Raw genomic sequence first — 6,649 nt, 5'->3', positions numbered from 1 at the left:
GGGGGGGGCGGGGGGGGGGGGGGGGGGGGCGGGCCGCGGCCCGCCCCGGCGCCGGCCCCCCCCCGGGCGGCGCGCCCGGGACGGGTTGGGCCTGGGCCTCAGCCCTTGCTGGGCGGCGCGTAGCTGATGCCATGCGCCTTCTTCTGCGCCGCCATGAAGTCCTCGGGCGACATCAGCTTCGTCGTCTTGTAGGCGGAGACATGGCCGGCGCCGTTCACGGCCAGAGCGGCCGCCGCCGCCGAGACGTCGTCCGGCATCGTCGAGATGACGACGAGGTCGTACTCGCCGAGGCAGAAATCGATGCTGTGGAAGGTGCCCCCCAGCTTCTCGATCATCGCCTTGACCCCGGCAACGCGGTCCTGCGGCTTGCTCATGAAGGCCGCGGCGGCGCTGGCGTTGTAGGAAGCCTGGATCATGTATTTCGGCATCGGACCGTATCCCTCCGTTTGGCCGAAGGCGTCCCGCGAAACGGGAAGCCCGGCGCGCCAAGCTCACATTTTCGACCTTTTGCATAAAGTTAAATATTTCGCGCTCCCGATCGGGCAGCCGCTGAACGCCCTGCCTGCCTTGTCCGCCCGGCCGGGACCGGGCAGGTAGCGCGGCTGGGGATCCGCGACGCCGCCCGGCCGCGCTAAGCTGCCCCGAATCCGGAGGGACACCGACCATGGCCGCGCATCACGCCCAGGACCCGCAGGTCCATGTGGACCGCAACCTGGCCCTCGAGCTCGTCCGCGTGACCGAGGCGGCGGCGCTCGCCGCCAGCCGCTGGATGGGCCGGGGCGACAAGAACGCGGCCGATGGCGCGGCGGTGGAGGCGATGCGCCGCGCCTTCGACACGGTGGCGATCTCCGGCACCGTGGTGATCGGCGAGGGCGAGATGGACGAGGCGCCGATGCTCTACATCGGCGAGAAGGTCGGCCTTTACGCGAAGGCCGGGGGCGGGCCCGAGGTGGACATCGCGGTGGACCCGCTGGAGGGCACCACCATCACCGCCAAGGGCGGGCCGAACGCCATGGCCTGCGTCGCGCTGGCCCAGAAGGGCGGCTTCCTGCACGCGCCCGACATCTACATGGACAAGCTGGCCGTCGGCCCGGGCCTGCCGGAGGGCGTGGTCAGCCTCGATGCCGGCGTGGAGGAGAACCTGCGCGAGCTGGCGAAGGCGAAGAAGCGCTCGATCACCGACCTGGTCGTCTGCCTGCTCGACCGCGACCGCCACAAGGAGATCGTCAAGCGCTGCCGCGCCGCGGGCGCGCGCATCATGATGATCCCCGATGGCGACGTCTCGGGCGTCGTCGCGGTGTCCCAGCTGGACACGGGGGTGGACATCTACATGGGCTCGGGCGGCGCGCCGGAAGGCGTGCTCGCCGCCGCGGCGCTGCGCTGCATCGGCGGGCAGATGCATGGCCGCCTGCTGTTCGAGAACGAGGAGCAGGTCGCGCGCGCGAAGGAGATGGGCATCACCGATCCGGGCCGCATCTATGGCCTCGAGGACATGGCGAGCGGCGAGGTGATGTTCGCCGCGACCGGCGTGACCACCGGCCCGATGCTGCGCGGCGTGCGGCATTTCGGATCGGGCGCGGTGACGCATTCGATCGTGATGCGCAGCAAGTCCGGCACGGTGCGGTATGTCGAGGGACATCACAACTTCGCCCTGAAGCCCAGCGCGTTCGTGGCGTGAGTCTCGCGGCGGAGCTCGATACGGACGGCCCGGTCCTCGGCGTCGCGCGCTCCGCCACGGGGCGGCGCTGGATCTGGCGTGGGGCGGAGCCGCGCATCGGGCTCGGCATCGCGCAGCGGCTCGGCCTGCCGGAGATCGTGGGCCGGCTGCTGGCCGCGCGCGGCGTCGGCATCGAGGACGCGCCGCATTTCCTGGAGCCCACGCTGCGCGCGCTGCTGCCCGACCCGTCCTGCCTGCGCGACATGGACCGCGCGGCGTCGCGACTGGCCGACGCGGTGGAGCGGCAGGAATCCGTCGCGGTGTTCGGCGACTACGACGTGGACGGCGCGTGTTCCGGCGCGCTGATGGTGCGGCTGCTGCGCGAGCTCGGCTGCCGCGTGGCGCATTACGTGCCGGACCGGATCAACGAGGGCTACGGCCCGAACGCCGCCGCGATCCGCACGCTGTGCGAGCGCGGCGCGACGCTGATCGTCACGGTGGATTGCGGCATCGCGGCGGTCGAGGCGCTGGCCGCCGCGGAGGGCCGGGCCGAGGTGGTGATCCTCGACCACCACAAGGCCGAGGGCGCGCTGCCGGCGGTGCATGCGGCGGTCAATCCGAACCGGCTGGATTGCACCAGCGGGCTCAGGCACCTGTGCGCCGCGGGCGTCGCCTTCCTCGGCGCCGTCGCGCTGCAGCGGGAATTGCGGCGCCGCGGCTTCTTCGCGACGCGGCCGGAGCCCGATCTCAAGGCCTATCTGGACCTCGTCGCGCTGGCCACCGTCTGCGACGTGATGCCGCTCACCGGGCTCAACCGCGCGCTGGTCGCGCAGGGGCTGCGGGTGATGGCGCGGCGCGACCGCGCCGGCATCGCCGCGCTGCTGGAGGTGGCGCAGGCGAAGGATGCGCCGAGCGCGCACACCCTCGGCTTCCTGCTCGGGCCGCGCATCAATGCCTCGGGCCGCATCGCGGAGAGCGATCTCGGGCTGCGGCTGCTGGTCGAGGACGACCCGGTCGAGGCGCGGGCGATGGCGGCGACGCTGGATGCGGTGAACCGCCGCCGGCAGGAGGTGGAGGCCGATGTGCTGACCGCCGCCTTCGAGGCCGCGCAGCGCCAGGCGGATCGCGGCCATCCGGTGCTGCTGGTGGCCGGCGAGGGCTGGCATCCGGGCGTGGTCGGCATCGTCGCCGGGCGCATCAAGGAAAAATTCAACCGGCCGGCCTGCGTGGCGGGGCTGGCGGCGGGGCTGGCGAAAGGGTCGGGGCGGTCGGTGCCGGGCGTGGATCTCGGTTCCGCGATCATCGCGGCGCGGCAGGCGGGGCTGCTGGAGACCGGCGGCGGGCATCCGATGGCGGCCGGCTTCTCCTATCGCGAGGCGCGCGGGGCGGAGGTGCAGGCCTTCCTGGACGAGCGGCTCTCCCACGCCGCCACCCTGCCCTCGGCGGCGGACCTGACGGTGGAGGGCACGCTCTCGGTGCAGGGCGCGACGGTGGCGATGGCGCAGGACGTGGCCCGCCTCGCCCCCTTCGGCGCCGGCAACGAGGAGCCGGTCTTCGTGGTGAACCGCGCCCGCGTGGTGCGCGCCGACCGCGTCGGCAAGGAGGGCGCGGCGGTGCGCTGCTTCCTCGAGGGCGAGGGCGGCGGGCCGCGGCTGAAGGCGATCTGCTTCCGCGCCAAGGACGGGCCTTTGGCGCAGGCGCTGCTCGGCGGCGGCGTGCTGCACCTGGCGGGGCATTTGCGGGCGGAGAGCTGGAACGACACGGTCAGCGCCGGGCTGCATGTGGTGGATGCGGCGCCGGCGGGCTGATCGCCGGGCGGGCCGATGGTAACGCAGCGTCACGCCGGTGCGGACGTACTTGAAGCCGGGGCCAGGGGGGGCAACATCTGCGGCATGGACGACCAGATGGCCCCAGGGCGCCGCCCGCCCGTCCTCGACATGACGCCGGAGGGCGAATTCCGGGACACCGCGCCGAAGCCGGCCGGCACCTTCGACCGTATCCTGGCGCGCGTCGGCGGGATCGCCGTGCTGGTGGCGCTGGCTGCCGGCGGGCTGGTCTTCGCCGCGCTGGCGGTGCTGTTCCTCGGCCTGATGCTGCCGGTGCTGATCGTCGCCGCGACGATCGGGGCGGGCTCGATCTGGTGGCGGCTGCGCCGCGCCCGGAAGCAGGGCCAGCCGATCCACTTCGTGGTGATCCGCCGCTGACGAGCCGCCCGCCTCCCTTCGAGGTGGATGAGAGCAGGCTTTACGACGTCGGCCCCGCCGGCGGGGCCTGGACCGACGCGGATGCGCCGGAGGCCCGCGCCGAGCGGCGGCGGCGGTTGCGCTGGATGCTGGCGGCCTGCGGCGGCGCGAATGCCGCGACCTGGACGCTGGCGGGGCTGGCGCTGATGCTCGGCGGGCGGGACTGGGGCGCGGCCTTCGGGATGCTGGCGCTGGCGACGCTGCCGCTGCTGGTGCTGCCCGTGGCGGTGGAGGTTGTTGCGCGCATGGCGGCACGGCGGCGGCATGTGAGGCGGCCGAAGCACTTTCGCCTCCGATGACGCGTAAGCACTTGCGCTTAGGACCGCCTTTGGGACCTGGGCGGCCTGCGGCGAATTCCTGACGACGAGAGCGACGACAGATCAGGCTCAATTCCATGAATAGCGCGTTGGAATTTTTGCACTGCCTCTGTGGATGTCCGAATATCTAAAATTATCTGCCTGATTTCTTCAGGATCGAATATGTCTGGTCGCCTCGCCATATGCATATGGTCCAAATCATAATTTGGTTTTACAAAATGATATATTATTCCCCCCTCGACTTGCATCAGACGACCACCATGAATAATGGCGTTTCGATCTGAAGCGACCTCTCTTAGAAAAGGAACTAGTTTTTTCCAGTGAATTCGGAAAATTTGATTGGGATCTGGCCATCTCGACTCTATTAATTCACTGATCAAATCGAGCCGACCGCGCCACATCATGGATGACCAAATTACAGTCGCCGAAATTCTATCAACCTGTGCGAGAGACTGAATTATATCATTCATTGTGAATTCTAGATTGTTAAACTCCATGCAAAGATAGCCAACCAATGGATCGATGGGCGATGGTTCAATGTGCTCACTCGTTGGCGCCGCATATGTTCCATTAGGTTCTTGATTAGTCATCGTTCTGCGGCCTCCGATCGACCGTCTGCGCTGACAGCAAATCACGCCGCAGCCGGCAGCGCGGCATTGGCCTCCGCCAGCAAGCGGAAGCTTGCCTGGCGGGCGGCGGCGTCGTGGCAGGGGGTGAGGATCGCGACCTCCGCCGCGCCATGCGCGGCCGCGACGGAAGACAGCTTCGCCACCACCTGCTCCGGCGCGCCGACGATCGCGCGGGCGCGCATGCGCTGCACCTGCGCCAGATCCTCCGGGCTGTAGTCGTAGCGTTCCGCGTCCTCCACGCTCGGCAGCGGCGGGTAGATCCCGCGGTCGCGCGAGAGGCGCCACAGCTCGCGGGAGCGGAACAGGCGCCAGGCCTCGGCCTCGGTCGGCGCGGTCAGGGCGAAGACGGCGATCGCCGCATGCGGCTCCGCGAGGCGGCCGGCCTGGCCGGGATGCGCCCGGAAATTCTGGCGGTAGAGGGCCAGCGCCTCCTCGCTGCCGCGGCCGTCGGTGATGAAATGGGCGAAGCAGTAGGGCAGGCCGAAATAGGCGGCGAGCTGCGCGCCGAAATCCGAGCTGCCGAGGATCCAGACCTCGGGCCGCGTCGGCCCCTCGGGCTGCGCGGAGACGCGCGCGAAGGGGTGGTTCACCGGCAGCCCGTCGCCGAGCCAGCCCATCAGCTCCTGCACCTGCTGCGGGAAGCGGTCCGCGGCCTCGTTGGCGTTGGGGTTGAGGGCGAAGGCGGTGCGCCCGTCGCTGCCCGGCGCGCGGCCGACGCCGAGGTCTATGCGGCCGGGCGCGATGGCCTCGAGCACCTTGAACTGCTCGGCGACCTTGAGCGCGGAATAGTGCGGCAGCATCACGCCGGCCGAGCCCACGCGGATGCGCTGCGTCGTCGCGGCGATGGCGCTGATGAGAATTTCCGGCGCGGTCCCGGCATGGCTGGCGCTGTTGTGGTGCTCGGCCAGCCAGTAGCGCCGGTAGCCCCACTGGTCCGCCAGCTTCGCGAGCGCCAGCGTCTCCCGGATCGCATCCGGCGCGGTGCGGCCGGAGGCGACGCTGGACTGGTCGAGGATGGACAGCGCGAGTGTCATGCCGGTACCTCCTCGGCCGAATTTGGGGCCGGGAGCCGGCCCCGTCGAGCCGGGACCGCCGATGACCGCACAGGATGAGAGCTTCATGCGCCATGCCATCGCGCTGTCGCGACGGGGCATGGAGGCGGGTGCGGGCGGGCCCTTCGGCGCGGTGGTCGTGGCCGATGGCCAGGTGGTGGCGGAGGGCTGGAACCAGGTGACCTCCACCAACGACCCGACCGCGCATGCCGAGGTGGTGGCGATCCGCCGCGCCTGCGCCGCGCTCGGCCGCTTCGACCTGCGCGGCGCGGTGCTCTACACGAGTTGCGAGCCCTGCCCGATGTGTCTGGCGGCCGCCTATTGGGCGCGGCTGGACGCGGTGGTCTTCGCCAATGCGCGGGAGGATGCGGCCGCGATCGGCTTCGACGACCAGTTCCTCTACGACGAGGTGCCGAAATCTTTCGAGGCGCGCGCCCTGCCCATGCGCCGGCTGCTGGCCGCGGAGGCGCTGGAGGTCTTCGGGGCGTGGGCGGAGAAGGCGGACAAGGTGGCGTATTGAGCGGGGCGGCGAAGGCCGATGGAGCCGACCATAAAATATGTTTTATATTCAAACTGAGTGAGGTTAGCCTCCGCGCGCTTGGGAGGACTCATCGCCATGACCCTTTCGCGCATCATCCCCTTTCTCTTCGTCGCCCTGTTCGCGCCTGCGGCCGCGTGGGCACAGGCCGTGTCCGTCAAGGACGGGATCGTCGGCGCCTGGCTTTTCGTCTCGGTGGTCAGCCAGAGAGAC

7 protein-coding genes are annotated in these 6,649 nt (G+C 70.2%); 5 read left to right on the top strand and 2 right to left on the bottom strand.

Annotated features, from left to right (window positions below; genetic code table 11):
• Positions 1-98: 98 nt before the first annotated feature.
• Positions 99-428 carry a GYD domain-containing protein gene (locus AC1MIR_RS26130; RefSeq protein ID WP_480031104.1) on the bottom strand — a complete coding sequence of 110 codons (330 nt, stop codon included), beginning with the start codon at positions 426-428 and terminating at the stop codon, positions 99-101.
• A gap of 236 nt (positions 429-664) precedes the next feature.
• On the opposite strand from AC1MIR_RS26130, the gene glpX reads away from it, so the two are divergent.
• The 4 genes from glpX to AC1MIR_RS26110 all read left to right on the top strand — a co-directional run bounded on the left by glpX (position 665) and on the right by AC1MIR_RS26110 (position 4,199).
• Complete coding sequence (gene glpX / locus AC1MIR_RS26125; protein WP_480031103.1) at positions 665-1,678, top strand: class II fructose-bisphosphatase; 1,014 nt, start codon at positions 665-667, stop codon at positions 1,676-1,678.
• Entirely contained in the window at positions 1,675-3,465 is a 1,791-nt protein-coding gene (gene recJ / locus AC1MIR_RS26120; protein ID WP_480031102.1) for a single-stranded-DNA-specific exonuclease RecJ, read from the top strand. Before glpX ends, recJ begins: the two co-directional genes overlap by 4 nt.
• An 84-nt stretch (positions 3,466-3,549) precedes the next feature.
• Positions 3,550-3,861: a hypothetical protein gene (locus tag AC1MIR_RS26115; RefSeq protein WP_480031101.1), complete on the top strand. Its 312-nt coding sequence runs from the start codon at positions 3,550-3,552 to the stop codon at positions 3,859-3,861.
• A gap of 23 nt (positions 3,862-3,884) precedes the next feature.
• Positions 3,885-4,199, top strand: a complete 315-nt coding sequence (locus AC1MIR_RS26110) for a hypothetical protein (RefSeq protein WP_480031100.1) — start codon at positions 3,885-3,887, stop codon at positions 4,197-4,199.
• A 649-nt stretch (positions 4,200-4,848) separates the two neighbouring features.
• Here the strand turns inward: AC1MIR_RS26110 and AC1MIR_RS26105 are convergent.
• The gene (locus tag AC1MIR_RS26105; RefSeq protein WP_480031099.1) at positions 4,849-5,880 is read right to left on the bottom strand and encodes an LLM class flavin-dependent oxidoreductase; all 1,032 of its coding nucleotides are present in this window, start codon (positions 5,878-5,880) and stop codon (positions 4,849-4,851) included.
• Between the two features lie 61 nt (positions 5,881-5,941).
• Between AC1MIR_RS26105 and AC1MIR_RS26100 the strand changes: the two genes are divergently transcribed.
• Positions 5,942-6,418 (top strand): nucleoside deaminase, encoded by a 477-nt coding sequence (locus AC1MIR_RS26100; protein ID WP_480031098.1) that lies wholly within the window; start codon positions 5,942-5,944, stop codon positions 6,416-6,418.
• The last annotated feature ends 231 nt before the right edge of the window (positions 6,419-6,649 follow it).

The organism is Falsiroseomonas sp. RANM36 (assembly GCF_056682175.1).
This window is presented reverse-complemented; position numbering and strand designations above follow the sequence as displayed.

Excerpts from the sequence above, each read along its gene's own strand:
- AC1MIR_RS26115 (WP_480031101.1), top strand. The coding sequence starts at position 3,550 with ATGGACGACCAGATGGCCCCAGGGCGCCGCCCGCCCGTCCTCGACATG.
- glpX (WP_480031103.1), top strand. The coding sequence starts at position 665 with ATGGCCGCGCATCACGCCCAGGACCCGCAGGTCCATGTGGACCGCAAC.
- AC1MIR_RS26105 (WP_480031099.1), bottom strand. The coding sequence starts at position 5,880 with ATGACACTCGCGCTGTCCATCCTCGACCAGTCCAGCGTCGCCTCCGGC.
- AC1MIR_RS26100 (WP_480031098.1), top strand. The coding sequence starts at position 5,942 with ATGACCGCACAGGATGAGAGCTTCATGCGCCATGCCATCGCGCTGTCG.
- AC1MIR_RS26130 (WP_480031104.1), bottom strand. The coding sequence starts at position 428 with ATGCCGAAATACATGATCCAGGCTTCCTACAACGCCAGCGCCGCCGCG.